Source organism: Parageobacillus toebii NBRC 107807, assembly GCF_003688615.2.
Taxonomy (GTDB): domain Bacteria; phylum Bacillota; class Bacilli; order Bacillales; family Anoxybacillaceae; genus Parageobacillus_B; species Parageobacillus_B toebii.
In genome coordinates this window covers 403424-429332 of the sequence record NZ_CP049703.1, presented here as the reverse complement: position 1 = coordinate 429332, position 25909 = coordinate 403424, and the positions used below count along the sequence as shown (strand labels likewise).

28 protein-coding genes and 1 pseudogene are annotated in these 25909 nt (G+C 41.3%); 23 read left to right on the top strand and 6 right to left on the bottom strand.

Annotated features, from left to right (window positions below; genetic code table 11):
• Positions 1-67 precede the first annotated feature (67 nt).
• The 4 genes from DER53_RS02260 to thrB all read left to right on the top strand — a co-directional run bounded on the left by DER53_RS02260 (position 68) and on the right by thrB (position 4511).
• The gene (locus tag DER53_RS02260; RefSeq protein ID WP_015864969.1) at positions 68-1051 is read left to right on the top strand and encodes a 2-hydroxyacid dehydrogenase; all 984 of its coding nucleotides are present in this window, start codon (positions 68-70) and stop codon (positions 1049-1051) included.
• Positions 1052-1240: 189 nt separating this feature from the next.
• Complete coding sequence (locus DER53_RS02255; protein WP_062678091.1) at positions 1241-2539, top strand: homoserine dehydrogenase; 1299 nt, start codon at positions 1241-1243, stop codon at positions 2537-2539.
• Entirely contained in the window at positions 2539-3600 is a 1062-nt protein-coding gene (gene thrC / locus DER53_RS02250; RefSeq protein WP_062755825.1) for a threonine synthase, read from the top strand. Before DER53_RS02255 ends, thrC begins: the two co-directional genes overlap by 1 nt.
• Positions 3597-4511, top strand: a complete 915-nt coding sequence (thrB, locus tag DER53_RS02245; RefSeq protein WP_062755827.1) for a homoserine kinase — start codon at positions 3597-3599, stop codon at positions 4509-4511. Before thrC ends, thrB begins: the two co-directional genes overlap by 4 nt.
• A 50-nt stretch (positions 4512-4561) precedes the next feature.
• Here thrB and DER53_RS02240 read toward each other — a convergent pair.
• Positions 4562-4863 (bottom strand): annotated as a pseudogene (locus DER53_RS02240) (NifU family protein); the annotation flags it as partial.
• Between the two features lie 30 nt (positions 4864-4893).
• Here DER53_RS02240 and DER53_RS02235 point away from each other — a divergent pair.
• Positions 4894-5217: a YuzD family protein gene (locus DER53_RS02235; protein ID WP_062755829.1), complete on the top strand. Its 324-nt coding sequence runs from the start codon at positions 4894-4896 to the stop codon at positions 5215-5217.
• 40 nt (positions 5218-5257) lie between these two features.
• On the opposite strand, the gene DER53_RS02230 is transcribed toward DER53_RS02235, so the two are convergent.
• Positions 5258-6328 (bottom strand): NAD(P)/FAD-dependent oxidoreductase, encoded by a 1071-nt coding sequence (locus tag DER53_RS02230; RefSeq protein ID WP_015864963.1) that lies wholly within the window; start codon positions 6326-6328, stop codon positions 5258-5260.
• A gap of 193 nt (positions 6329-6521) precedes the next feature.
• On the opposite strand from DER53_RS02230, the gene DER53_RS02225 reads away from it, so the two are divergent.
• The 3 genes from DER53_RS02225 to DER53_RS02215 all read left to right on the top strand — a co-directional run bounded on the left by DER53_RS02225 (position 6522) and on the right by DER53_RS02215 (position 8276).
• A complete protein-coding gene (locus DER53_RS02225; protein WP_015864962.1) occupies positions 6522-6761 on the top strand; it encodes a YuzB family protein in 240 nt (79 codons plus the stop codon).
• 243 nt (positions 6762-7004) lie between these two features.
• Positions 7005-7859 (top strand): diaminopimelate epimerase, encoded by an 855-nt coding sequence (dapF, locus tag DER53_RS02220; RefSeq protein WP_015864961.1) that lies wholly within the window; start codon positions 7005-7007, stop codon positions 7857-7859.
• 54 nt (positions 7860-7913) lie between these two features.
• Complete coding sequence (locus tag DER53_RS02215; RefSeq protein WP_062755831.1) at positions 7914-8276, top strand: HesB/IscA family protein; 363 nt, start codon at positions 7914-7916, stop codon at positions 8274-8276.
• Positions 8277-8662: 386 nt separating this feature from the next.
• On the opposite strand, the gene DER53_RS02210 is transcribed toward DER53_RS02215, so the two are convergent.
• Positions 8663-9418 (bottom strand): CAP domain-containing protein, encoded by a 756-nt coding sequence (locus tag DER53_RS02210; protein ID WP_062755833.1) that lies wholly within the window; start codon positions 9416-9418, stop codon positions 8663-8665.
• Positions 9419-9565: 147 nt separating this feature from the next.
• The gene (locus tag DER53_RS02205; RefSeq protein ID WP_062755834.1) at positions 9566-10558 is read right to left on the bottom strand and encodes an NAD(P)/FAD-dependent oxidoreductase; all 993 of its coding nucleotides are present in this window, start codon (positions 10556-10558) and stop codon (positions 9566-9568) included.
• 299 nt (positions 10559-10857) lie between these two features.
• Between DER53_RS02205 and DER53_RS02200 the strand changes: the two genes are divergently transcribed.
• The 5 genes from DER53_RS02200 to DER53_RS02180 all read left to right on the top strand — a co-directional run bounded on the left by DER53_RS02200 (position 10858) and on the right by DER53_RS02180 (position 14223).
• On the top strand, positions 10858-12072 hold the full coding sequence (locus tag DER53_RS02200; protein ID WP_062755836.1) for an NAD(P)/FAD-dependent oxidoreductase: 1215 nt from the start codon (positions 10858-10860) through the stop codon (positions 12070-12072).
• Positions 12073-12253: 181 nt separating this feature from the next.
• A complete protein-coding gene (locus DER53_RS02195; protein ID WP_062755838.1) occupies positions 12254-12751 on the top strand; it encodes an NUDIX domain-containing protein in 498 nt (165 codons plus the stop codon).
• A gap of 134 nt (positions 12752-12885) precedes the next feature.
• A complete protein-coding gene (locus DER53_RS02190) occupies positions 12886-13008 on the top strand; it encodes a YuiA family protein (RefSeq protein WP_158082864.1) in 123 nt (40 codons plus the stop codon).
• Between the two features lie 72 nt (positions 13009-13080).
• On the top strand, positions 13081-13404 hold the full coding sequence (locus DER53_RS02185; RefSeq protein WP_062755840.1) for a YuiB family protein: 324 nt from the start codon (positions 13081-13083) through the stop codon (positions 13402-13404).
• Positions 13405-13512: 108 nt separating this feature from the next.
• Entirely contained in the window at positions 13513-14223 is a 711-nt protein-coding gene (locus tag DER53_RS02180; RefSeq protein ID WP_062755841.1) for a 3D domain-containing protein, read from the top strand.
• 20 nt (positions 14224-14243) lie between these two features.
• On the opposite strand, the gene DER53_RS02175 is transcribed toward DER53_RS02180, so the two are convergent.
• Positions 14244-15056 carry a cobalamin-binding protein gene (locus DER53_RS02175; protein WP_062755842.1) on the bottom strand — a complete coding sequence of 271 codons (813 nt, stop codon included), beginning with the start codon at positions 15054-15056 and terminating at the stop codon, positions 14244-14246.
• A 217-nt stretch (positions 15057-15273) separates the two neighbouring features.
• Here DER53_RS02175 and DER53_RS02170 point away from each other — a divergent pair, with 217 nt between their 5' ends.
• The 3 genes from DER53_RS02170 (at position 15274) to DER53_RS02160 (ending at position 18603) form a co-directional block, all read left to right on the top strand.
• Positions 15274-16767 (top strand): leucyl aminopeptidase, encoded by a 1494-nt coding sequence (locus DER53_RS02170; protein WP_062755844.1) that lies wholly within the window; start codon positions 15274-15276, stop codon positions 16765-16767.
• Positions 16768-16966: 199 nt separating this feature from the next.
• Positions 16967-17587 carry a DUF47 domain-containing protein gene (locus DER53_RS02165; protein WP_062755846.1) on the top strand — a complete coding sequence of 207 codons (621 nt, stop codon included), beginning with the start codon at positions 16967-16969 and terminating at the stop codon, positions 17585-17587.
• A gap of 17 nt (positions 17588-17604) precedes the next feature.
• Positions 17605-18603, top strand: coding sequence for an inorganic phosphate transporter (locus tag DER53_RS02160; RefSeq protein WP_062755848.1), 999 nt, complete (start codon positions 17605-17607; stop codon positions 18601-18603).
• A gap of 60 nt (positions 18604-18663) precedes the next feature.
• Here the strand turns inward: DER53_RS02160 and DER53_RS02155 are convergent, their stop codons facing one another.
• Complete coding sequence (locus DER53_RS02155; RefSeq protein WP_062755849.1) at positions 18664-19272, bottom strand: biotin transporter BioY; 609 nt, start codon at positions 19270-19272, stop codon at positions 18664-18666.
• A gap of 742 nt (positions 19273-20014) precedes the next feature.
• Between DER53_RS02155 and DER53_RS02150 the strand changes: the two genes are divergently transcribed.
• Genes DER53_RS02150 through mnhG form a run of 7 tightly spaced genes read left to right on the top strand, consistent with a single transcriptional unit; the run spans position 20015 to position 25728 of the window.
• Positions 20015-22414, top strand: coding sequence for a Na+/H+ antiporter subunit A (locus DER53_RS02150; RefSeq protein ID WP_174525708.1), 2400 nt, complete (start codon positions 20015-20017; stop codon positions 22412-22414).
• On the top strand, positions 22414-22836 hold the full coding sequence (locus DER53_RS02145) for a Na(+)/H(+) antiporter subunit B (protein ID WP_062755851.1): 423 nt from the start codon (positions 22414-22416) through the stop codon (positions 22834-22836). Before DER53_RS02150 ends, DER53_RS02145 begins: the two co-directional genes overlap by 1 nt.
• On the top strand, positions 22836-23177 hold the full coding sequence (locus DER53_RS02140) for a Na(+)/H(+) antiporter subunit C (protein ID WP_015864947.1): 342 nt from the start codon (positions 22836-22838) through the stop codon (positions 23175-23177). The genes DER53_RS02145 and DER53_RS02140 overlap by 1 nt, the downstream gene beginning before the upstream one ends.
• A complete protein-coding gene (locus tag DER53_RS02135) occupies positions 23170-24642 on the top strand; it encodes a Na+/H+ antiporter subunit D (RefSeq protein WP_062755853.1) in 1473 nt (490 codons plus the stop codon). The genes DER53_RS02140 and DER53_RS02135 overlap by 8 nt, the downstream gene beginning before the upstream one ends.
• A gap of 6 nt (positions 24643-24648) precedes the next feature.
• A complete protein-coding gene (locus tag DER53_RS02130) occupies positions 24649-25125 on the top strand; it encodes a Na+/H+ antiporter subunit E (RefSeq protein WP_062755855.1) in 477 nt (158 codons plus the stop codon).
• Complete coding sequence (locus DER53_RS02125; RefSeq protein ID WP_062755857.1) at positions 25122-25403, top strand: Na(+)/H(+) antiporter subunit F1; 282 nt, start codon at positions 25122-25124, stop codon at positions 25401-25403. The genes DER53_RS02130 and DER53_RS02125 overlap by 4 nt, the downstream gene beginning before the upstream one ends.
• Entirely contained in the window at positions 25387-25728 is a 342-nt protein-coding gene (mnhG, locus tag DER53_RS02120) for a monovalent cation/H(+) antiporter subunit G (protein ID WP_062755858.1), read from the top strand. The genes DER53_RS02125 and mnhG overlap by 17 nt, the downstream gene beginning before the upstream one ends.
• The last annotated feature ends 181 nt before the right edge of the window (positions 25729-25909 follow it).

The window sequence follows — 25909 nt, the reverse complement described above, 5'->3', positions numbered from 1 at the left end:
GTTTTTTTTATGATAATGGCGCAATTATGATAAGATAGAAAAAAATACATAAAAGAAGGTGGGCGTTATGGGTCGACCATATGTGTTTATTACAAGAAAGCTTCCCGATGATATTATCGCTCCGATCAAAGATATCGCCGAAGTAGCGATGTGGCCGCATGACGATATACCAGTTTCTCGCGATGTGTTAATCAATGAGGCGAAAAAAGCAGATGCGTTATTAACAATGGTATCGGATGTCATCGATCAAGAGGTATTAAAAGCGGGAAAATCGTTAAAAGTCGTTGCAAACATGGGGGTCGGATTTGACAATATCGATGTCCCGGCCGCGACAAAATATGGAATTGCTGTTTGCAATACTCCTGATGTACTAACAGATACAACCGCTGACTTAACGTTTGCCTTGTTGTTGGCAACCGCCCGCCGTATAGTGGAGGCAGCGCAATTTATCAAAGAAGGAAAATGGAAAAGCTGGAGTCCATTTTTATTAGCTGGTGTGGATGTCCATCACAAAACGATCGGTATTGTCGGCATGGGGAAAATCGGGCAGGCTGTTGCAAAACGGGCAGCCGGTTTTGATATGAATATTTTGTACCACAATCGTTCCCGCAACATAGAAGCAGAAAAGCAGCTTGGCGCGACATATTGCTCGTTTCAAGAGTTATTGGCAACCGCTGATTTTGTTGTTTGCTTAACGCCGTTAACCAATGAGACACGTCATATGTTTAACAGGGAAGCATTTCGCAAAATGAAACAATCCGCGATATTTATCAATGCGTCAAGAGGGGCGGTCGTTGATGAACAAGCTTTATATGATGCGCTTGTAAGCGGAGAAATTGCCGGAGCAGGATTAGATGTATTTGAACATGAACCGATTGACGCTTCCCATCCGTTATTGACATTAAAAAACGTTGTTGCATTGCCGCACATTGGAAGTGCAACGGGAGAAACACGTACAAAGATGATGGAATTAGCTAGCCGAAATATTATTGCCGTGTTGCAAGGAAAACAGCCTGAAACGCTTGTAAACAAAGAGTGGAATTCACGATAAAGCGGTCCTATGAAGCAGGGCTGCCTATTTTTTGTAAAAAATTATCCGAATTTACTTGATATTAAACGTTTTCAATATTTATTATAAAAATTAGTCATTTTAGTCATTGTAAAACAAAGCAATATCTTTTATAATGTCTACTATAGAAAAACAAATGTTTATTCAGGAGATACAGAAAGGCGGGGGAATATGGAAAAGCCAATCTTAGTTGGTTTATTAGGATTAGGTACTGTTGGGAGCGGTGTTGTAAAAATTATTGAAAATCATCAAGAACGGCTGATGCATCAAGTAGGTTGTCCGGTGCAAATCAAAAAAATTCTTGTAAGAGATATATATAAAAAACGGGACGTGCGCGTGGAACCATCGTTGTTGACAACAAATGTTACAGACGTCATTGATGATCCAGAAATCGATGTCATTATCGAAGTAATGGGGGGAATCGAGGAAACTCGTCAATATTTGCTTCGCGCATTGCGGCAAGGCAAGCATGTGGTGACGGCAAATAAAGATTTAATGGCATTGTATGGGTCAGAGTTGTTGGCAGTGGCAGTGGAAAATCACTGTGATTTATTTTATGAAGCAAGTGTTGCTGGAGGAATTCCGATTTTGCGCAGCCTTGTTGATGGTCTTGCTTCGGACCGCATTACGAAAATGATGGGGATTGTAAATGGAACAACAAACTATATTTTAACAAAAATGTGTAAATACGGTGCATCCTATGAAGAAGTATTGGCAGAAGCACAAGCGCTTGGATATGCGGAAGCAGATCCAACCGCGGATGTAGAAGGATTAGACGCAGCAAGAAAAATGGCTATTTTAGCCCGTCTCGGATTTTCCATGAACATTGATTTAGATGATGTTCAAGTAAAAGGAATAACGTCGATTACGGAAGAAGACCTTAACTACAGCAAACGTCTCGGTTACACGATGAAATTAATCGGCATTGCTAAGCGTGATGGAAATAAAGTAGAAGTAAGCGTCCAGCCGACATTGCTTCCTGATTCCCATCCGCTTGCGTCCGTTAATGATGAATACAACGCGGTATATGTGTATGGCGAAGCGGTCGGCGAGACGATGTTTTATGGACCTGGAGCGGGAAGTTTGCCAACAGCGACTGCTGTTGTTTCTGATTTAGTGGCCGTCATGAAAAATATGAGATTGGGAGTAAACGGATGCAATGCCGTTGCACCGCAGTACGAAAAGCAGCTAAAATCCGCATCAGAAATTTTTTCGAAATACTTTTTGCGTATTCATGTGAAAGATCAAGTTGGTGCGTTTGCGAAAATTACGGCACTATTTTCTGAACGCGGTGTTAGCTTCGAAAAAATTTTACAATTGCCTTTAAAAGAAGATGGGCTTGCGGAAATCGTAATCGTTACTCATCGTGCGTCACAAAAAGATTACGAGGACATTTTACAGCAATTGCGTGATTTAGAAATTGTTCATGAAGTAAAGAGCTCGTATCGCGTTGAAGGAGAGGGAAAATAATGACATGGAAAGGGCTGTTGCAGGCGTACGGCGAATTTTTGCCAATCAATGAAAATACCCCGATGCTTTCTTTAAACGAAGGAAATACACCGCTTATTCCGCTGCCACGGCTATCGGAAAAGCTTGATGTGGAATTGTACGTAAAAGTGGAAGGCGCAAATCCGACGGGATCGTTTAAAGACCGCGGCATGGTGATGGCGGTCGCAAAGGCGAAAGAAGCGGGCAGCCATACGATTATTTGCGCTTCGACAGGCAATACGTCCGCTTCTGCTGCGGCTTACGCGGCAAGAGCAGGGTTGCGTTGTATTGTCGTGATTCCAAATGGCAAAATTGCAATGGGAAAGTTAGCCCAGGCAGTTATGTACGGAGCAGAAATTTTTGCGATTGAGGGAAACTTTGATGAAGCGTTAAAAATGGTGCGCCGCCTTAGCGATATCGCCCCGATTACCCTTGTCAACTCGGTAAATCCATATCGTATCGAGGGGCAGAAAACAGCGGCATTCGAGATTTGCGACCAGCTTGGCAAAGCGCCGGATGTGCTTGCGATTCCGGTTGGCAATGCTGGAAATATTACCGCTTATTGGAAGGGATTTAAAGAGTATCATGCGGCGAAACAAACTGGTCTTCCGCAAATGCGCGGATTCGAGGCGGAGGGAGCGGCGGCGATTGTCCGCAATCAAGTGATTGAGCATCCAGAAACGATCGCGACGGCGATTCGTATTGGCAATCCAGCAAGCTGGGAAAAAGCGGTGCAAGCGGCAACGGAATCAAATGGAAAAATCGATGAAGTATCGGATGCGGAAATTTTAGAAGCGTATAAACTGCTTGCGCGGGAGGAAGGAATTTTTGCTGAACCTGCTTCTTGCGCATCCATTGCGGGAGTGATCAAGCAACGGAAGCGGAATGAAATTAGAAAGGGAAGCACCGTTGTGGCGGTGTTGACAGGAAATGGGCTGAAAGATCCGGCAATTGCGATGGAAACAGCGGAAATTGAACCAACCGTACTTCCGAATGATGAGGCGATTGTGTTTGAGCATATTCAAGGAGTTGTCCATCAATGAAAGAAGATGGGATGTTAAAAATCGTCGTCCCAGCAAGCACGGCGAATTTAGGTCCTGGTTTTGATTCGATTGGTCTCGCAGTATCCCGTTATTTGACGTTAGAAGTCAGGTTGGCGGATGAATGGAAATTTATTCCCCGATCTCCTGAAGTGGAAGCAATTCCGCCGGGAACAGACAATTTAATTTATCAAGTGGCGGCGCAAGTCGCTCAAACATACGGGCGTACGTTGCCGAGCTGTGCGGTCGATGTATATAGTGATATTCCATTTACGCGCGGCTTAGGAAGCAGTGCAGCAGCAGTGGTAGCGGGAATTGAGCTGGCCAATGAGCTTGCAGGTCTGTCGCTGACTTTAGAGCAAAAAATGAGGTTGGCCAGCTGTTATGAAGGGCATCCGGATAATGTCGGCGCTTCTTTATATGGAGGGCTTGTCATTGGCAGTCATCGCCAAGAAGAGACAAATATCGTTCATGTTCCAAACGTGCAATTCGATTTAGTCGCTGTCATCCCTTCGTATGAGTTAGAAACAAAAAAAGCCCGCAGCGTTTTGCCACAGCTGCTGGCGCGCGAAGAGGCCGTCGAGGCAAGTGCGGTCAGCAACGTATTAGTCGCGGCGTTATTAACGAAAAATTGGGAACTTGCCGGAAAAATGATGGCAGCTGATTTATTTCATCAGCCTTATCGTAAAGAACTTGTCCCGCAGCTATCGCTTGTAGAGACGTTGGCTGCGCGATACGGAGCGTTTGGGGCGGCATTAAGCGGGGCGGGTCCTACCGTTCTTGCTTTTGCCGAACCTGGAAAAGGAGAAAGCTTAAAAGAAAAATTGCTTCCGCACTTTCCAGATTGTGCGGTAGAATCCCTGAAGGTGGCACAAAAAGGCAGTCAAGTATATAAGCTGGCGCTTGAAAAATAACAGCGGTTTCCATTGGGAAACCGCTGTTATTTTTGGCATGAACCTCGTGATTAGAATACTTGTTCTACTTCGACAACGCCTGGTACTTCCTCTAAGAGTGCGCGTTCAATTCCGGCTTTTAATGTAATCGTTGAGCTTGGGCAGCTTCCGCATGCACCGAGCAAGCGTAATTTGACAACACCGTCTTCAACGTCGATTAATTCGCAGTCCCCGCCGTCACGAAGCAAAAACGGGCGCAGTTTATCCAAAACTTCTTGCACTTGTTCTTTGATTTCTTGATCCGTCATTTTTATCGACTCCTTTCTTTAAGTTTATTATAATCATGATAAAGAAAAAAATCTAATAATAAATTTTGTTTTTATGATATGAAAGGTGGAAATATATGACGCTGAAGCAAGTAGAAATATGCGTATATGGTGCCGATGTGATTTGTCCATCTTGTGTGCAATTGCCATCTTCCAAAGAAACATATGAATGGCTAGAAGCAGCTATTAAACGGAAATATCCAGACCAGCCGTTTTCCATTACGTATATTGATATTTTTAACCCACCAGAAGATGATGAGGAGAAAAAGGCGTTTGCCAAAAAAGTGATCGAAGAAGATTTATTTTACCCTGTTGTTGTGATTGAGGGTGCTATTGTCGGAGAAGGAAACCCAAAGCTAAAGGCGATTTATGCAGAAATGGAGAAGTATGGTTATCGATGATAAAAAGGGGGATCTTGGAACGAAGATCTCCCTTTTTTCATTAATAACCGTTGTGATATTTATACATCCATAATACTCCTGATTTTAACAATCTAGGGACTCTCCCGGTGATTGGACGATCAGCGAGAAGGCCGAATCCATGTTTTCTGCCGAGCGACCCGAGAATACCTTTTAATTTAATTGGCGGGAATTCGCTCGGTGGCTCTTCTCCTTTCCAACGTTTTTGTAATACTTGAACGATTTGCTCCGCTTGCCCTTCTGCAAGCTGCGCGCTTGGAGAGTGCGGCAAACTTGCGCAATCACCAACTACGTATACATTTTCATATCCAGGAATGTGATGTTGTTTCGTTAAAATAACACGGCCTTGTTTGTCTTTCTCTACTGGCAAGTTTCTGACGACACGGTTTGGCTGTATTCCCGCTGTCCATACAATGACATCGCAATGAACCGGATGATCGTGATTATAAAGAGTATGTTCTTCTACTTTTGTAATGTTAGAACCGCGAACGATTTCAATATCGTGTTGTTTAAACCAACTTTCCACATAGTTGCTGAGCCGTTTTGGAAACATTGGCAAAATTCGTTCTCCGCGATCAAACAGTTTGACGTGCAAATCAGGGCGGCTTTCGGCTAATTCACTTGCTAATTCAACGCCGCTTAGTCCCGCACCGACAATTCCGACAATAGCGCCAGGCGGTAAATTATTTAATGCTTCGTATGCCGCTCGCGCTTTCTCAATCGATTGAATGCTATGTGTAAATGTTTCAGCGCCTGGGACGCCGTGGTATTTATCTTCACATCCTAACCCAATCACTAAATCATCATACTGGATACTGCTTCCATCTTGCAATTGTACGTTTTGATGGTTGAGATCAATGTTTACGACCTCACCGAAACGGTAGGTAAGACGCGGATGTTCTGGAAATGGAACGCGAATATGATGATCGCTAATCGTTCCTGCTGCGAGTGCATAATACTCTGTTTTTAAACAATGATATGGAATACGGTCGACGAGTGTAATGTGAACATCTTCTGGTAAATGGTTTGGGAGGAGGCGAAGCAAAATTCGCATATTTCCGTATCCTCCACCGAGCAGCACAAGGTGTCTCATCGTAAAATACCCCTTTTATCGTTTTATAAAACGCAAAATGCCATAAAAAAGTATAACGAAATTGTGGCAAAATAACAACAATTTTTCGGAAAGCATTGACAAAGGAAGAAGATATAATGGCAAACGAAGTGTCTGAATTGACGTTTCTAAAAAAAACCGTTACGATGAAAAACAGTAGGAAGGTGAGAAAACGATGATTCAGCCAATGATTGAGTTTTGCATCAGCAATTTAGCGAGCGGATCGCAAAAAGCGTTAGAAATACTAGAAAAGGATCCTAATTTGGATATTATAGAATACAGCTGTTTAAGCTACTGCACTCGATGTGCGGAAACTCTTTTCGCTTTAGTCAATGGCGAAATCGTAACCGGAGATACTCCTGAACAGCTAGTAGAAAATATTTATCGTTATTTAGAGGAAAATCCGATGTTTTGAACGAAAGGAAGCGGCTATATCGATTAGCCGCTGTTTTTATTAACTATTTTTACCGTACATCGATCATTCTTTGAATATTATATGTATAGTATGTACTCGCTGTGACATAAAAAACGAGGATGTCCCATCAGACATCCTCTTTAAGGTGTATATTATGAAAAAACGGGGGATATTCTCATTGTGTCCCGTTTATTTTCGATTTATACTTATGTATAAAAAATTTTTTATTTCAAGGAGGAAATAATGAATAAATTTTCGTTTACAAAAATGCATGGGCTCGGCAATAGTTATATATATGTAAATATGTTTGAAGAAACAATTCCAGAATCATTATTATCGTCCTTAGCGGTGAAAGTATCCAACGTAAATACCGGAATCGGAGCGGATGGCATGATTCTCATTTGCCCGTCAGAAGTAGCTCCGGTAAAAATGCGGATTTTTAATAGCGACGGTTCTGAAGGGAAAAATTGCGGCAATGGCTTGCGTTGTGTCGCAAAATATGCATATGAGCATGGAATGGTAAAAGACCGATCCTTTTTTATTGAAACATTGTCCGGACTCGTGAAGGCAGAGGTTACCGTAGAAAATGGAGCCGTTACAAACGTTACCATTGATATGGGAAAGCCGCGTTTAAAGCGGAGCGAGATCCCGATGATTGGTCTGGATGCGGAACGAGTCGTTGCAGAACCGTTTGAAGTCGATGGAAAACAGTATGAAATTACAGCCGTTTCGATGGGAAACCCTCATGTCATTTTTTACGTGGATGATATCACAACAGCGCCGGTAACGACACTTGGTCCGATTGTGGAAAAGGACGAGCGGTTTCCTGAAGGGGTAAATGTCGAATTCGTCGAGGTGGTAAACGACCATGAACTCCATTTTCGCGTATGGGAGCGCGGCTCTGGAGTGACGCAAGCTTGCGGTACAGGGGCGTGTGCAGCTGTTGTTGCTTCCGTATTAAATGGAAAAACAGCGCGAAATAAAGAAACGGTCGTCCATTTGGCAGGCGGGGATTTAATCATTACATGGACAGATGAGGGAAATGTGCGGATGACAGGACCGGCGGAAACGATTTGTACAGGTGTGTATTACTATTAAATATTTGAGAAACATGTATGGAAAGCGATATACTATCCATAAGGAGGGATCGCAATGGCTGATATTATTACACTTACAGAAGCAGCTGCGTTTCAAATTAAAGACATGATGAAAGAACATGAGGAGGAAGGAGCATACCTTCGCATTGGAGTGAAAGGCGGCGGCTGCAGCGGTTTATCGTATGGAATGGGATTTGAACATGAACGTCATGAAGACGATCACGAATTTGAACAGCACGGAATTAAAATTCTAGTCGATAAAGAAAGCGCTCCTATTTTACAAGGAACGGTGATTGACTATAAACAATCGTTAATGGGAGGCGGCTTTACGATTAACAATCCGAATGCGATCGCCACATGCGGTTGCGGTTCATCGTTTAGAACAGCAACGAATGCAGGCACGCCGGAACAGTGCTAAACGGATAAACGTCGATATATGAACATTTTAGAAACGGGATATTATTCCGTTCCATCAAAGGCAAACATAAACGCATAGCCTCGCCGGGGGTTGATAATCATGCTAGAGAATCGGCGTGTCCGCAAGCGTGTACAAACTAATGACCCTAAAATTTGCGGAATAGGATTGTGAATAACGGCCTTCTTACCGATGAATATCGAATTTCGCCGGTAAGAAGGTTTTTTATTTGGCTTTAAGGCGAAAGAAGAAACGGGCGAATAGATGTGTAAACGATAAGCAATGCCAGAAGCTAGAACAACCTGGTAATCACTAGGAAACGAGTAGAGGGATTGCGAGTGAATATAAAGAAAGAGAACGACTAATCATATTTGGACTCCTTTTTTTATCTATTTACCGATGAACATTTGTGTCCAAATATTTCCGGTTTGCTCAAAACCTACTCCAATGTGAGTAAACTGTCTATTCAAAATGTTTGCTCTGTGGCCAGGGCTATTCATCCAAGCAGCAACAACCTCTTGTGGAGTACGTTGGCCTTTAGCAATGTTTTCCCCTGCTGCTTTGTAAGTAACGCCAGAATCCCTCATCATATCAAAAGGAGAACCATAAGTTGGACTTGTATGTGAGAAATAATGGTTTTGTTGCATATCTTGTGATTTCTTCTGTGCCACAGCACTTAGCTGAGCATCCACTTTTAAAGCAGGAAGACCTGCTCGAGCTCTTTCTCTGTTCGTTAATTCAATTACTTGTTGAGCATATTGACTGATTCCTGCAGAAGTTTGCGCTTGTTGCTGCTGAGTTGGCGTCTGTTGTTTAGGTTGAGTTTGTTGCCATTGTGTCGGCGTTTGCAGTTGATTCGGTGGTAGTGTGTATTGTCTTCTTTGTTGATTCAATTGTTGCTGAAGCCTTGCTTGCCACTCAGCTGCTTGTTTAGGGTCCACTTCAACGAATTTGTATTTTGCTTCTTGGATCAATACCGCTCTTGTATGAGGATATTTGTTGCTTGGTATTGATGTATACGAAGCGGAAATATTCATGTTTTTATTATCATTATTGTCATTACGGTCTTTATCCATTATGTTACACGCTGTAAGTCCCATTACTAGGGCAGAAACTGCGAAAAATCCAGTCACTTTCTTTATCAATTGTAACGCCTCCTAAAGGTATGATTTTTTACACCTTTAGTTTTTATATCTTTGACAGAAAGTAAAGATAGGAATAACTGTGACAAATGGAAAAGGGATGCTTTTGTCAATAAAGCATCCCTTTCGTTTGGCGGACATATCGGAAAATTAGAACAACGAAGTGGAATGAGCCGGCTGCATTCTCGCTGTTGGGTCGATATACGTTTTTGCGCTGCTGATTGCGATCGGCGCTTCGCCGAATCCGCAAGCAATGAGTTTTATTTTTCCTTCATATGTGCATATATCGCCAGCAGCGTAAACGCCAGGAATATTTGTTTCCATTTTGGAGTTAACCTTTATGGAGTTTTTCTCAATTTCAAGTCCCCAGTTTTTAATTGGCCCAAGCGAGGAAATAAAGCCATAGTTCACAATCAGTGCATCGATTTCAATCGTTTCGCGCAGACCGTCTTTCACATGTTCGATGACAACTTGGCGAATGCCCTTTTCGTCACCGATTAACTCCACAGGGACAAATGGAGTTTTCACATTGACTGTGGAATTCATCAATGTTTCCACACTATGTTCATGAGCGCGGAATTTATCGCGTCGATGTACAATCGTCACTTTTTCAGCGATTGGTTCTAGCATAAGCGACCAGTCCACAGCGGAATCTCCGCCGCCGCAAACGAGTACTTTTTGCCCTTTAAATTGATTTAAATCATTAATGAAGTAGTATAAATTTTTTCCTTCATATTGCGTTGCATTTTCTAATTCAAGGCGTCGAGGCTGGAAGGCGCCGTTTCCTGCGGTAATAACAACAGTTTTGGAATAATGTATTTCTTTGTTTGTCGTTAATTTAAATGTTCCATCTTCCAATTTTTCTAACATTTCCACTGATTGATCAAGACAAACAGTTGGTGAAAATTTCTCCATTTGTTCTTTTAAATGATCAATCAATTCTTGAGCGCGTACTTTAGGAAATCCAGCAACATCATATATGTATTTTTCAGGATAAAGAGCAGACAGTTGTCCTCCTAATTGCGGCAAGCTTTCGATAATTTTTACGCTCATCTGCCTTAATCCCCCGTAAAAAGCGGCAAACAGCCCGACCGGTCCGCCTCCTATAATGGTAACATCATATATTTTTTGGTCTTCTTTCATTATCAAAGATTCCTCCCCCACAAATAAAATTACCCTCACCATCTTATCATACCATAAAAGCCATTTGTTATTTATGGGGATTTTTGTAGCTAATAAAAATATAAAAAACGCTTGAAAAGATTGAAAAAAAGGGCTAATATGTTTTGTGGATGCATTGTTAATTTTTTGTGACAATTGTTTAACATTTTTTTGACGATTAACGTGAATAATTTCACAAACTTTGCCCGATAAAAATGTGCATGGCGGCAAAATCTATAAACAAAATTACAAAAAAATTAAAAAGGATGGAAGTGATTTAATTGAAAAAACCAAATGTCGTCATTTTAGGTGCTGGTTATGGCGGTTTAATGACAACAGTACGTTTGCAAGAGCTTGTTGGGATCAATGAGGCGAGCATTACACTCGTGAACAAAAACGACTACCATTATGAAACAACGTGGCTTCACGAAGCATCAGCCGGTACATTGCATCATGACCGAGTTCGTTATCCAATTAGCGATGTGATTGATCGCAATAAGGTAAAATTTGTGCAAGACACGGTTGTCAAAATACTTCCTGATGAAAAGAAAGTGTTAATGAAAAATGGCGAACTTACTTATGATTATTTAGTTATTGCTCTTGGATTTGAATCGGAGACGTTTGGAATTAAAGGGCTAAAAGAGTACGCTTTTTCTATTGCAAACGTGAATGCAGCGCGGCAAATTCGTGAACATATTGAGTATCAATTTGCTACGTATAGCACGGAAGAAGAAAAACGGGATGAACGTCTAACGATTGTCGTTGGTGGTGCTGGATTTACAGGTATTGAGTTTTTAGGCGAATTGGTAAACCGCGTTCCTGAATTATGCCGCGAGTATGATATTGACCCGCATAAAGTTCGTATTATTTGTGTAGAGGCAGCGCCGACAGCGCTTCCAGGTTTTGATCCGGAACTGGTTGAATATGCGGTTAACCAATTAGAGCGTAAAGGCGTTGAATTTAAAATCGGCACTGCCATTAAAGAATGTACACCAGAAGGAATTATCGTAGCGAAAGGAGACGACATCGAAGAGATTAAAGCAGGCACAGTCGTATGGGCCGCTGGTGTACGCGGAAGCCATGTAATCGATGAGTCTGGCTTTGAAGCGATGCGCGGTCGTATTAAAGTGGACCCATTCTTGCGCGTTCCAGGACACGAAGATATTTTTGTCGTTGGTGACTGTTCGTTAGTGATTAATGAAGAAACTAATCGTCCATATCCACCAACAGCACAAATCGCGATGCAAGAAGGAGAATTATGTGCGAAAAACCTTGCTGCGTTAATCCGTCAGCAAGGAGAATTGCAACCATTCCGACCAAATATTAAAGGAACGGTTTGTTCCCTTGGCCATGACGATGCTATTGGGGTTGTATTTGGCAAGAAAATGTGGGGAACAAAAGCAAGCTTTATGAAAAAAATGATCGACAACCGTGCTCTTTATTTAATTGGCGGTCCTTCACTTGTGATGAAAAAAGGAAAATTCAAGTTCTTCTAATAGACGGGCAAACTTCAATGTTTGCCCTTTTTTAACATTTATATTATATATATGGAAATAACTATTCTTTTTTTGGAAACAAAAAAAAGACTGATATTCGTACAAATGTAAATGTTTTTCACATATTCATGTTTGTGGGGAAGGTTGGAACATTTACAACAAATAAAAAAGGATGATGAAGATGGGAGAGAAACGCGGCAATGTATGGATTGCAGCGGCAGGATTAGTTGTTAATGAGGCGGATGAATGGCTTGTTGTAAAGAAAAAATATGGGGGATTGAAAGGAAAATGGTCGCTTCCAGCAGGATTTGTACAACCGGGGGAAATGATCGATGAAGCGGCAATTCGTGAAATTAAAGAAGAAACAGGAATTGATGCGGAAATTGTTGGATTTCTCGGAATGCGTACAGGGGTGATTCGCGGTGAAATTAGTGATAATATGGCGATATTTTTACTTCGTGCTCTTTCACATACGATTACTGTGCAAACCGATGAATTGTTCACGGCTGAATTTTTAAGCAAGCAAAGATTGCGAGAAGATCGACATACATCTCGGTTATTGCGATATTTATTGCAATTAGAACCATTTCACTATTTTCCGGCTCATGACGGACTCAATCCCGGGGAACCGTTTGGATACACAAAATATAGTTTATATTTCAAAAATTCGAAATATTAAGGAATATGAAGAAAACAGAAGCATGCCACTGATGTATCCGTTTACATCGCGATAAATGAGGAAAATCCCTCTTTTTCTTTTGAAAAAAATTTTGGTATATTATCAGAAAATTAGGAAAAATGGAGGGATAAATAATGAAACATACAGAACAAACGATATGTCCATATTGCGAAGGGAACGGATACGTACAACTTTTGCTAGGTGGCTCGGAAACTTGTTATGGATGTTCAGGAAAAGGAACCGAACAAAAGAAGTAAGCCGTTTCTGAAAATTGACTCCCTTTATCCAATTCAGTACACTTAAAAAGGGTGTACTGGAGGTGATTAGGGATGCAAATGAGCTTGCCTGTTGTACTAATTTCCATGCTTTTATTTTTTGTTTTATTTTTCGGCATTGGCTTTTTATTAAATATGTTGTTGCGTATGACTTGGATTATGACCATTTTATGCCCGTTTGTATTTATGTTTATTATCGATGATATTCCGTGGACGCAATATTTTACAGATCCACAAGCTTCTTTTATAGCGTTAAAGCGTAAAGTATTGTCGCTGGCTCCTGCTGATATTTTAATTTTATCTAGCGGATTTGCCGGTGCGCTTTGCGCTGGATTTGTCATTCGCACGTTGCGTGCGAAGGGATATCAAATGTTTTAAGGCTTTCATAATGATATGAAAGTCTTTTTTTTTTTTGCCTCACTTTTCTCACAATGAATATTTCTATTTTTTTGTGGAGATAAATAGAAATGTGAGAGGAGTGAGGAAATGGTTCTTCTAAAAAATATAATAAGAAGAATAACCATGTCATTATTGTTTGTAATGGCGCTACTAGCGACATTACAATCGATTTCAGGTGTCGAAGCGAAAACGATTTCTAACAGTTTGTATGATGCATCATTATTTTTCTACACAGATGACCATTTTTTTGACATATGGAATAAAGGACAATATGTTGCGATAGATAAACAGTGGAAGCGTTACGAGAAACAGAACAAACCGCAAATTTCTTCGAAAAAGGCCATTAATCAATCGCTTCGTCTTGAGGAAGCGTTTGATTGGTCAAAATATCCATCCATGGTTGTTGTGGCGACAGGATATACGGCAGGAGTAGAGTCAACAGGAAAAACACCAGATCATCCGGAATATGGGATTACCTATTCCGGGGTGCGTGTGAAACGAGACTTATATTCAACCATTGCTGCGGATTTAAATATATTCCCGATCGGTACGATTCTTTTTATCCCTGGATATGGATATGGGGTTGTGGCCGATAAAGGAGGAGCGATTAAAGGAAACCGCCTTGATTTGTATTATGATACGGTCGAGGATGTGTATAAATATTGGGGGAAAAAGAAAGTACAAGTGTATATTGTGAAAAAGGGCGATGGGAAGCTTTCCGAAGAAGAGTTAAAACGACTAAATGAAGATGAAACAATGCAAGTGTTTAGGCAACAGTATTTACAATCGAAAAGCTAAGGGCGGACAAAGACCGCCCTTTATTTTGTTAACAATGGATCAATCCCGTCATAAGGTGGAAAAACAGACGGATGCAACAAGGCGGCAAGTTTTTTTAGACCAAGCAAAAGCCGCGGAGAAGGACGGCAATATAACGATTCTTCGAGCAAGTAAATTCTCTCTGTAAGGATAGCGTCCACTTTCTCTGCATCAAGTCTATTTTTGACAGCATCTTTATTCATTTTTTTTGTCTGCACGCCAACCCAGACGAGGCAAATATGAGAAGGATTTCGCTTTATCACCTCATCCCAGTTGGTTTGCACGTTTGCTTGCTCGATATCGGCAAAAATATTCGTTGCCCCGGCTAGTTGGCTAATTTCTGTTAGCCAATTTGTTTTACCAGGTGTAAAAATCGGCCTTGGCCACCACTCCCAATACAGCCGCGCAGGATGCTTAATATTCGCGGACAGCTGGCGATATTTCTCTATAAACGAGTGATAGCGGCGAACGACGGCTTGTGCCGTTTCTTTTTGGCCAAGTGTTTCACCGAGACGGAGCAAATCATCTGCAATATCGTGCAATGAATTTGGCGCAAAAACGATGTGGGGAATGTTCCGTTTCTGCAGTTCTTGTACGTTTCGTTCCATACCTGGAACGCTTAAAGAAGCAAGCACTAAATCCGGTTTCATTGCTTCTACCTTTTCCATATCGATATTTAAGTCGGGACCGACTCTCGGGAGATGGCATACGGAAGATGGCCAATCGGAATGATTGTCTACGGCAATAAGGTGGTCGTGCATATCTAAATAAGCGAGCAATTCCGTGTTGCTTGGACAAAGCGAAATAAGTCTCATCGCACTTCTCCTTCCATTTGTCATTGGGGAACAATATGCTCCCTTCTTTTTTCATTCCACATGCGTATGCTGTTTCCTTGTGATATTTTGAAAAAAGGGGAGAAGATAAGATTGTCAACATTATCCACTGGAATTATGATGAGTTTGGAATGTCGAAATAGTCATTGTATTTCGATATAATGGAAAAAGAAACCGTATCGTAAGGAGAGATGATGAGATGTTTACCATTAAACAGCAGCTGTCCCTTGATACAACGCATGAAGTGCTAGTGGTTGGGATGTTTGAAAAAAATCAGCCGTTAGACGGAATTATTGCCGAATGTGATCGCCGCCTTGGCGGACAAGTATCGGTTTTGTTGAAAGAAGGGGATATTTCCGCCAAGAAAAAGCAAATTTCCAAAGTACATACTCTCAATCAAGCGGGAGTAAAACGACTTTATTTTGTCGGATTAGGAAAAGAAGAAGCGTTGACATTTGATTTATTGAGAGAAGCGTTTGGCAAGCTGTTTAAAACATTAAAACAAGCAAAACGAACGGAAGCGGCAATCGCTTTAGATACGTTTGTAACAAAAGATATTGACGCAAATGATGCGGCACATGCGCTTTCGGAAGCTTATTACCTTGCGACATACGAATTTCCTGGATATAAACAAAAAAAGAACGAACCAGAAAAGCGGATCGAATCAATTACGATTTACACAGAAGCCGATCAAGCAGAAATCGAAGCAAGCGTGTTTGTCGGCTCCGTATACGGAAAAGCGACAAACTCGGCGCGCACGTTGGTCAATACGCCTAGCAACTTATTAACCGCGGCAGATTTAGCGAATTACGCAGTGGAATTAGCAAACAAATATGAGTTTGAATATGAAATTCTGGAAAAAGACGATATGGAAAAGCTCGGAATGGGAGCGTTTCTCGCTGTGAACCAAGGCTCCAAAAATCCGCCAAAAATGATCGTCCTCAAATACCAAGGGAAAGAAACGTGGGAAAACGTCATCGGGCTTGTCGGAAAAGGAGTGACGTTTGATACTGGCGGCTACTCCCTTAAACCACGTGAAAGCATGGTCGATATGAAAACAGATATGGCTGGTGCGGCGGCAGTGCTTGGCACGATGGAAATTATCGGGGAGCTTCGCCCAGAACAAAATGTTGTTGCTGTCATTCCGGCTACTGACAATATGATTAGCGGTGAAGCGTTTAAACCGGACGATGTGATTACATCGATGAGCGGAAAAACGATTGAAGTAAAAAATACCGATGCAGAAGGCCGTCTTATTTTAGCAGATGCCATTACATATGCGAAACATCATGGCGCCAGCTATTTAATTGATGTCGCGACGCTAACGGGCGGTGTCATTGTAGCGCTTGGCGTTCATACAACGGGTGCGATGACCAATAACGAAGCGTTATTTGAGCAAGTGTTAGAAGCGTCTGCGGAAACAGGGGAGTTTATTTGGCGCTTGCCAATTACGGAAAAGGATAAGGAACGTGTACGCAGCAGTAAAATTGCAGACCTTAATAATTCACCAGGACGAGAAGGACATGCGATTATGGGCGGTGCGTTTCTCGGTGAATTTGCGGAAGATACACCGTGGGTTCATCTTGATATTGCGGGAACATCCGTTACTTCGAAAGAGCATGATCTCGGACCGTCTGGAGCTACTGGGGTAATGGTTCGCACGCTTGCGACGTTGGTGGAGCGATTCGAATAAGAATAATATGAAAAACGAAGCCGACTTGTATGGCTTCGTTTTCTTTTTGGAATGATATACTTAAAAAATATTTATAAAATGTTAAGGTAATGTAAATTTAGTGTAAATTTTTTATATGTTCATTGTAAATTCGACATTTATTGCTAAAATAGAACACGGTGGCCAAATTTCCATACGTTAAATAAATGGGGGTTTTCATATGATTTTTTCACCAAAAAAAGATGTCTTTTTTGATTTATTATTTACGATTTCCGAAAATGTGAAAGAAGCGGCGCAATATTTTGTCGAGTATAAAATCCGTAATGTCAGCGATTTGAAAGAATTTGCGCGTGTGATGAAAGAATATGAGCGCAAGGGCGACTCCTATATTCATGAGCTTGTTGTCGAATTAAATAAAACGTTTATTACGCCAATTGAGCGCGAAGACATTCACCAATTAGCAATGAAGATGGACGATGTGTTAGATGGGCTAGAACAATGTTCCGCCCGCTTCGAAATGTTTTCATTTACGGAAATTGATGATCATATGGTGCAATTTTTTAATAATATTTATCAAAGCACGATTGAAATTGTTAATGCACTTAAATTGTTGTCTCAGAAAAAGCTTCTCGATATGCGGACACATGCCATTAAAATTAAGGATTATGAGACAAAATGCGATGAAATTTTACGTGCTTCGATCAAAAATTTATTTGTAGAGCAAAAAGACCCGATTAAGATCATTCAATATAAAGAACTATATGAAATGTTAGAGGAAATTGCGGATAGTTGTGAGGATGTGGCGAATACGATTGAAACAATCATCATGCGTAACGCATAAAAGGGGACGTTGTTTTTATGGATATGATATTTTTACTTACGGCTCTTATTGTCATTTTTGCGTTGGCATTTGATTTTATTAACGGGTTTCATGATACTGCCAATGCCATTGCAACATCGGTATCAACAAGAGCATTAGCGCCACGACAAGCGATTATTTTAGCGGCGACAATGAACTTTATTGGCGCATTGACATTTACTGGTGTTGCAAAAACGATTACGAAAGATATTGTTGATCCATTCGCACTCGAGAACGGTTCCGTCGTCATTTTAGCGGCATTGACAGCAGCCATTGCGTGGAATTTAATTACGTGGTATTACGGAATTCCAAGCAGTTCTTCGCATGCGTTGATTGGTTCGGTTGCAGGCGCGGCGATTTCTGCAGCAGGGTTTGATATTTTGCATTATGAAGGATTTTTGAAAATTATGGAGTCTCTTGTGATTTCTCCTTTCCTTGCTTTGGGAGTCGGCTTTGTGATGATGACTCTATTCCGTTTCATATTTAAAAATGCCAATTTGTCACGCACGACAAAAGGGTTCCGTATGTTTCAGGTCGTGACAGCCTCGTTACAAGCATATACACACGGAACAAACGATGCCCAAAAAGCAATGGGGATTATCACAATGGCACTGATTGCCGCTGGCTATCATACATCGACAGATATTCCGGAATGGGTTAGAATCTCTGCAGCGACGGCCATGGGGCTTGGAACCGCAGTAGGTGGATGGAAAATTATTAAAACGGTTGGGGGAAAAATTATGAAAATCCGCCCAATCAACGGGGCGGCGGCAGATTTATCGTCCGCTCTGATCATTTTTGGCGCCACCACGATTCACTTGCCTGTTAGTACGACCCATGTTATTTCTTCCGCAATCATGGGGGTTGGTGCGGCACAACGCGTTAAAGGCGTTAAATGGGGTGTGGCGCAGCGCATTGTATTAACATGGATTATTACGTTGCCTGTTTCTGCACTTATTGCTGGATTTGTCTATCAAATCTTTAGATTGTTTTTTTAAAAAACGTGCATGGATTCACATGCACGTTTTTTTATGAAAAGTTTTTATGGGAGCGCTACTCTATGCCACGCGTTGATGGTATGAGGCGGATTTACGGACAGACATATAAATTCGCGGTGAAAGGATGCCAGCGATCACGGATAAAATAATGTCTTTTGGAAGCGGGACGATCATCCAACTCCATGCCAAAGCATAGGAAAATCCTTTAGGCGCTTCCGCCCAAAATTTATAAGCGATATACATCCAGTTGGTGCCGATCAGATAGTTAATGGCCATACCAGCGAGCGTAGCAGTGATAAATCGAACAACGGACGGATTTCCGTTTCCCCGTTCAATCATCCATCCTGTTACATAAGCAGCAAAAATGAACGATATAATAAATCCAAACGTTGGTCTGGCAACGCTGCCAAATCCTCCGCCAAACTGTGCAAACACAGGAGCGCCGAATAGCCCAATGAGCATATAAACAATCATTGCTACTGCTCCCAATCTTCGCCCTAAAATTGCGCCAGCAAGCACGCAAAAAAACGTTTGTAATGTAATCGGAACACCGCCGATAACTAGAAATGGCGCCCACGACGTAATATTTGCTCCAATTGCCATTAATGCTGCAAACATGCCGACTAATGTTAAGTCAATAGCTCGCCATTTTGGGCGTGTTTCTTTCATATGTAAACCCCCTTTTATTTATCGGTTAACAAAATCGTACCGAACAATGTTTTTTATGTCAACTATAATATTTTTTCAGTATGCACATAACAAATCATCTCAATGGAGACTTTATACAAAAGTTGGATTAACAGGCGGATACTGCCTTATCGGACTTATCGGATAGGATAAGGGAAATGAGGCATAAAACATGGTGGTGTTCCCCCTTATTAGTGAATAATCTATATTACTATATGTGCATTGCGGGAGAACGGAATGAAAAATGGAGGAGTTTTTTATTTTTTGCCAACCTTAGAGCAATGAAATGGGAGTTGTTTCGTCAATTATAACATGGTTAAGAGAAAATCGCGTCGCTTCATGAAGGGGCAAAAAGGGGAAACGTGTATCGCTGTTGGACAACCCCCATTGGTTTAGTCAATGAGAGCAAGTTGAATTGAACAAAAAAACATTCAAATGTTATCATAAAATAAAACGCAATTCATTCATAAGGAAAAACGTAAATAATATAGATATTATTCATGATAACGAACGACCATTTATGGAATGGGGAAAGATGAATGGTAGTGTATATCGACAACATGCAAGGTAGAATAGTTAGTCAGAAGCACATTTCACTATTTCTTATAATTAAAATAGGCATGTTTGCTGCATTGGCCTCACTTCAAATAGTTAGCAAAAGGTTATTGTATATAAAATATGGCGATGAGGCAGCTAAAGTAATATAAGTTAGGAGGATTAAGCGGTGTCGATGTTGCATTGGGCAATTATATCTCCATTTTTATTAGCTATTTTTGTTCCGTTTCTGTATAAGTATGTTCGCCCTATTCATACCGGTTTGTTTATTTTGCCTTTGCCTATCATCTTATTTATCTACTTTATTCAGTATATTTCGATTACAGAGAAATATGGCACACAAATAGAAACCGTACCTTGGATTCCCTCTCTAGGATTGGATTTTACTGCTTATGTAGACGGGTTAGGTTTATTATTCGCACTCTTAATTACAGGAATTGGTTCCCTTGTTATTTTATATTCGGTTTATTATTTATCAAAAGAAAAAGAAAAGCTTCATCATTTTTATGTATATTTGCTTTTATTTATGGGAGCGATGCTCGGCGTCGTTCTTTCCGATAATTTAATGGTGCTGTATTTGTTTTGGGAATTAACTTCGCTTTCTTCTTTCTTATTAATTGGCTATTGGAATGAGCGTGAACGCTCCCGTTACGGGGCGCAGAAATCGATGTTGATTACGATTTTTGGCGGACTTGCCTTGCTTGGGGGCTTTTTGCTGCTGTCCGTCATGGGAGGAACGTATAGCATACGCGAATTAGCTGCCCAATCTTCCGAGCTGGCAGGCCATTCGCTGTTTGTGCCGGCGTTATTGCTAATTTTGTTAGGGGCTTTTACAAAATCTGCGCAGTTTCCGTTTTATATTTGGCTTCCTGATGCCATGGAAGCGCCAACGCCAGTAAGTGCATACTTGCATTCCGCAACGATGGTGAAAGCAGGGATTTACTTAGTTGCGCGCTTAACGCCAATATTCGCCGTATCGCCGTTATGGATTTGGCTAGTTGGCGGAATAGGAATTTTGACACTGTTTTGGGCGTCGTTTCACGCTCCACGGCAGACGGATCTCAAAGGTATATTAGCGTATTCTACCGTTAGCCAGCTCGGCTTAATCATGTCGCTGCTTGGTGTTGGAGCGCTCTCGTTTCATTACGATACTATTGATGACAATATATATATAATCGCGACGGTGGCGGCAGTGTTCCATTTGATTAACCATGCGACGTTTAAAGGAAGCTTGTTTATGGTCGTAGGCATTGTTGACCATGAAACAGGGACGAGAGATGTTCGTCGTCTCGGCGGTTTAATGACGGTGATGCCAATCACATTTACAGTTGCGTTGATTGGTGCGCTATCGATGGCGGGAATGCCACCGTTTAATGGATTTTTAAGCAAAGAAATGTTTTTTACGGCAATGGTTCGGGTGCTGCAGGCGGACATTTTTTCGCTTGATACATGGGGAATTTTATTCCCGGTTATTGCATGGATTGCTAGCGTTTTTACGTTCTTGTACAGCTTTTTGTTACTCGGCAGAACGTTTTTCGGCTCCTATCAGCCTGAACAATTGCCGAAGAAACCGCACGAAGCGCCGTTAGGAATGCTTATTGCTCCGGTTGTTCTCGCGCTTCTCGTCATCGTATTTGGACTTTTCCCAAACATGTTGTCACATACGCTCATCGCTCCAGCTGCTGATGCGATTTTAACCGGTCCATTTCGCACGGAAGGATCGGCGCTGCACATTAGCCACTGGCACGGATGGACCATTGAGCTATGGATGACGATTAGCGTTATTGTACTTGGGACAATGTTGTACAAGACATTTCCAAGATGGAAAAGTCTATATCAAAAATTTCCGAAGCGTCTTTCTCTTAATCATCTGTATGACCGTATGGTAGATGGAATGGAGAGAGGATCGTACACGTTAACCGAAAGCTATATGACAGGCTATATCCGTACTTACTTTGTGTATATTCTCTCCGCTTTCATTGCGTTGCTCGCTTTCTCCATCTTGGTGAAAGGAAAATGGCATATTTCAACTGATCATCTGGCACCAGTAGGGGCTCATGAACTTGTATTATCACTAATTATCATCGCTGGAACCATCACTACTATCATGGCTAAATCACGTCTAACCGCCATTATTGCACTTGGTTCCGTCGGCTATACGGTCACTCTTTTCTTCGTATTGTTCCGTGCACCGGATTTAGCGTTGACGCAGTTAGTCATTGAAACGATTTCCGTCTCGCTATTTTTGCTTTGCTTTTATCACCTGCCACAGCTCAGCCGTCATGAAAAAGGGATTCGTTTTAGATTGGGAAATGCCCTCATTTCCATAGGGGTCGGAGTGATAGTTAGCTTGATCGCTTTACTTTCCTATAGCCAAAAAAATTTCGACACCATTGCCCAATATTATGTGGAAAATACGTATGAAAAAGCCGCGGGAAAAAATATGGTCAATGTCATTTTAGTTGATTTCCGGGGTTTTGATACGATGTTTGAAATATGTGTGCTCGGTATTGCAGCTTTGGGCATTTACGTGATGGTCAAACTACGAATGTCGAAAGGAGAGAAATAGTGAAAACGAACGACGTTATTTTGCGGACGTTGACCTGTGTCGTGACGTTTATTATCATCTTATTTTCCATTCATCTCTTTTTTGCGGGGCATTATCATCCAGGCGGGGGATTTATTGCCGGGCTAATGACTTCCGGCGCCATCGTGTTGTTGCTTTTGACGTTCGATATAAAGACAGTTCGATCAATGATTCCAGTTGATTATAAAATTTTAATCGGTGTTGGGCTTTTATTTGCTGTCGGTACGGGAATAGGGGGACTTGTTTTTAATGTCCCCTTTTTAACCCATGCTTACCATCACTTTCATCTCCCGCTGTTAGGCCAAACATCGCTGCATACCGCTGTTCTTTTCGACTTAGGCGTATATCTTGTCGTTATCGGAACTACGATGACCATTATTGAAACGATAGGAGAGAGCGATTAATGGAAATTGTCATGATTATTGTCATTGGCTGTTTGTTTGCCGGGGCTACTTATCTCATATTGAGTAAAAGTTTGCTCCGAATTATTATCGGAACCGGTTTACTAAGTCATGGAGCACATTTACTGTTGTTAACAATGGGGGGATTAAAGGCTGGGGCCCCGCCTCTATTAGAAGAACAGGCGAAACAATATGTGGATCCAATACCACAAGCGCTCATTTTGACAGCGATTGTGATCAGCTTTGGTGTAACTGCCTTTTTTCTAGTTCTCGCTTATCGTTCATATCAAGAGATTGGAACGGATAATATTGAAAAAATGAGGGGAAAGGAAGAAGATGATTAATTTACTGATATTGCCAATAATCATTCCATTAGTTACTGCTATTGTCCTAATTTTTTTCGCGAAGAATATTTCTGCTCAAAAAGCGATATCCGTTTTTGGAGCATTAGGAATGATATTCGCTAGCATCATGCTAGTACGCCGTGTTCATACGGAAGGAATACAAACGTTGGATATCGGAAACTGGCCTGCTCCATTCGGTATTACGCTTGTATCGGATATGCTGTCTGCCATGCTTGTATTGACGACAAGCATCATTGCGTTTGCCTGCTTGCTTTATTCTTTTGCCACCATTGGCCGCAGCCGCGAATCATTTTATTACTATTCGTTCTTCTATTTTTTGCTTGTTGGTATTAATGGTGCGTTTACAACCGGAGATATTTTTAACTTGTTTGTCTTTTACGAAGTGATGCTTATATCTTCGTATGTTCTTCTTGTATTGGGAGGAACGAAAATACAGTTGCGGGAAACGATTAAGTATATGCTCGTCAATGTTTTTTCATCCGCTCTATTCGTTATTGCTGTTGGATATTTATACGCTGTAACTGGAACGTTAAACATGGCCCACCTTTCTGTTCGTGTAGCCGAGGTGGAAAATCAGTCTATTTTAACGGTGATTGCTATTTTGTTTCTTATCGTTTTCGGGTTAAAAGGAGCGATTTTCCCGTTTTATTTCTGGCTTCCAGGGTCGTATTCCGCTCCGCCATCCGCTGTTTTGGCTCTTTTCGGCGGCCTTCTTACGAAAGTAGGAGTATATTCAATTTTACGTACATTTACTCTTATTTTTCATCATGATGTAGGTTATACGCACACTATTTTAGCATGGTTGTCCATTGGAACAATTGTTGTCGGAGTCATCGGGGCAATTGCTTATCGTGATTTGCGGCAAATCGTTATTTATAACATTATTGCGGCGGTCGGTGTCATGACGTTTGGGATTTCACTGATGACGAACGAAAGTTTGGAAGGTACTGTCTTTTATTTACTGCAAGATATGGTGATGAAAACAACGATGTTTTTGATTATTGGAGCGATTGCGTATGTTACGGGAACGAATCAGTTGAATCAATTTAGTGGATTAATGAAAACCTATCCGCTGTTAGGATGGATGGTGTTTCTTTCTGCTCTCGCGCTTGCAGGCATCCCGCCGTTCAGCGGCTTTATAGGAAAAACGCTTATTGTTCGCTCCAGTTTTGCTGACGGCCAGCTTCTTTCTGCTCTCGTTATTTTGCTGTCGAGTTTGTTCGTGCTCTATTCTATTATGAAAATTTTTGTTTATGGATGTTGGGGCGAACAAAAAGGATATGAAGCAAAAGAAATTCGCACACTTTATATTCCTATCGCTATGTTGCTAGGATTGACGGTTTTATATGGAGTCGGAATTGAATTTGTTCGTCCGTTCGTGTCACAAGCCATATCGGTGCTAGCGGATCCAGCGATTTATATCGAGTCGGTGTTAAAGGAGTAGAGACGAATGGCATTACAAATATTGCTGAATGTTTTATTAGCATTTGTCTGGATGTTTCTTTCCGCTTCGTTTAATGCTTCCACCTTCATTGTCGGGTACATTCTTGGTTTACTGATTATTTTCATGTTAAGAAGATATTTTCACTCTCGTTTCTATGTCATCCCTTTTCTTGTGATATGCAAGCTTATTCTTATCTTTTTGAAAGAACTGTTGTTGTCGAATATTGCTGTCCTAAAAGTGATATTAGCTCCGTCAATGAATATTCAACCGTGTATTTTCGCGCTGCCGCTTGAGGTAAAAAAAGACTGGGGAATCACGGTGCTATCTAACCTAATTACATTAACTCCCGGAACGCTCGTTGTAGATGTGTCGGAAGACCGTAATACGCTTTATGTCCACGCACTTGATGCTCCTAATGTCGAGGAGACGATTAAACAAATAAAAGAATCGTTTGAAAAGACGATTCTGGAGGTGAGCAAATGACGGTTATTTTTAATATTGCGCTTGTTATCCTGTCCATTGCCATGTTTTGTTTTCTTTATCGGGTTGTGAAAGGGCCGAGCGTTGCTGACCGAGTGATTGCACTTGATGCAATGGGAATTTGTTTGGCAGGAATTGTAGCGATTTTCTCCATCATATTAGAAACGAGTGCGTTTCTTGAAGTGATTTTGTTAATTGGTATTTTAGCTTTCCTTGGAACGGTGGCGTTTGCAAAATTTTTACAGAAAGGTGTGATCATCGAACGTGAAAGGGATCGCTGATGCAGTTGTTATTTTCTTCGTGGTTGTTGGTGCTATTTTAGTGTTAATTTCAGCTATCGGAGCGATTCGGCTGCCAGATGTGTATACAAGAAGCCATGCTATCAGTAAAAGCACCACACTTGGGATTATGTTTATTTTACTTGGCACGTGTTTTCATTTTTTCATCCAAGAAGGTCATTTTAATTCCCGTCTTTTATTAGGAGTTGTCTTCATTTTTATGACCTCTCCAGTTGCAGCGCATTTTATCAGCCGTGCCGCTTATTATTCCGGGGTTGAACTATGGGAAAGAACCGTTCGGGACGATCTCCGCAATCAAAAGGAATAAAGGCGGCTCTCTCAATGGCAAGCGAATAGGCTTAATAAAGGCGCACTTGCACTGTTTCATCACAGGGGGCTGTAAAAAAGTCCCTTTTTTTCTTTTTGAAGAAATATCCGTTTCGTTGAAACGAATCAAGAAGAAGCCCTTTAATAAAAATCACTGAAGATAATAAACCTGTTCCGTTTAA